The 1,436-nt window shown below is 68.2% G+C and carries 2 protein-coding genes; both read right to left on the reverse strand.

Annotated elements, in window-relative coordinates:
* Positions 1-305: 305 nt before the first annotated feature.
* The gene (locus AB0C84_RS46160) at positions 306-554 is read right to left on the reverse strand and encodes a hypothetical protein (RefSeq protein WP_361079267.1); all 249 of its coding nucleotides are present in this window, start codon (positions 552-554) and stop codon (positions 306-308) included.
* Positions 555-1,000: 446 nt separating this feature from the next.
* Positions 1,001-1,436 (reverse strand): hypothetical protein (locus tag AB0C84_RS46165; protein ID WP_361079270.1); only part of this gene is annotated, 436 nt, incomplete at its 5' end.

The raw sequence follows: 1,436 nt of genomic DNA on the forward strand, positions 1-1,436 counted from the left end.
CGTCCACGTCCGCGACACTCGGCAACGTCAGGGCCCTTGATGTCCCCCTCGCCCACGCGTCGGCGAGCCTCCGGGTGTCCCACTAACGTTCGTTACTGAGACAGAGATCTACGGTGCCTTTGCCGCCCCTCCCGGAAAGCCAGACCCCGCTGGTCAGTACCGGTTTCGTGAACCGGCCACCCCTCAGTTGAGGACGCCCGCGCGGCCTTCCGGGTCGTGGACCTCGGGGGGAGAGGAAGGGAGCGGGAGAGGGTCATCCTCTCCCGCTCCAGTGTTGCGTTGTCGGCGGGTGGGGGGGCAGCGCCTCACACCACCCGGCCCCGCTCTACACTCTCAGGGTGGGAAGCGGTGTCTTCAGGGGCCGTGTCAGCGCGTGAATGGCGCTGACGGGCCCCGCCCTCGTACTTGGCCGCAACGGACCAGCCCCGGGCCCGGTCCCGGAGATCCGCCGCCTCGGTGGGGTCGGTCGTCGAGACGGCCAGGTCGTTCAGCCTCTTCGCCACCTCGCGCGCGGGGAGCTTGCCCCCCGTCGGCGACTGCTGCTCTTCGGCCATGGGAGTAATTCCTCTCTACTTTGGGGCAGACGCGATGATTTCGCTGCCGTCACACCCGTATCCTCCCATTTCAGGCCCCGAACCGGGCACCGCCGACCCGGCTCCGAAGTACGACGGTCGTACGTCTCCGGTACCGGAGGGCGTCAATGGGCATTGCCGCTGGTTGTAGGCGAGTCGCCGAGAACGCGGCACCTGCGGCGCAAGACCTCCGCGGCACAAGACCTCGCCCTCGGGTGTGCCATGACCTGCGGTGGCTTCTATTGGACGGCGGGCGGTTCCTAAACCGGACCGGCACTGAGGCGCGGCGGAGCGCCGTCCGGAAACGGTCGTTTCTGTACCGTCGCCACTCCTCGAGGAGCGCTGACGGAAGTGTGCTGGGAAAACTCGAAGGGCCCGGGTGTGCCGGGCCCTTCGGGGTGTGGGGGCGTTCCTGCCGAGAGGATGCCTCAATTGGACGCGTGTCCGTCGTTGTTGGTGACAGTGACGACGGTTCGCGGCTTCCTCCGCCGCCGGTTGACGCGGAGGAACAGCCACCCGATGCACAGGGTGGCGATGGCTTCCGCTCCCCCCACCGGGAAGACCCAGGAGGGAAGGGTGGAGAGGTTCCCGACGACGATCGCGAACGCGGTCACCGGGAAGGCGCAGAAGATCGTCAGCGTCACCGCGAGGTGACCGATCTTCCCGGTTCGGCGGCCGGGGAGGTCCCGGTGCCAGGACTCCCACCCGAACGGGTTCGCCCCGCCGGGCAGCAGCGACTTCATGCGCGGCGCGAGCACGGACCGGATGAACTGGCCGATCTCGCCCACCTTGGTGTCGTTCGCCAGGTAGATCCACCCGAGCGAGAGAACCGCCGGGATCAGACCCAGCAGAACGAGCAGGGAG

The organism is Actinomadura sp. NPDC048955 (assembly GCF_040649435.1).
Classification (GTDB): Bacteria; Actinomycetota; Actinomycetes; order Streptosporangiales; family Streptosporangiaceae; genus Spirillospora; species Spirillospora luteofluorescens.

Coding starts and splice junctions, on each gene's coding strand:
- AB0C84_RS46160 (WP_361079267.1), bottom strand. CDS start 554: ATGGCCGAAGAGCAGCAGTCGCCGACGGGGGGCAAGCTCCCCGCGCGC.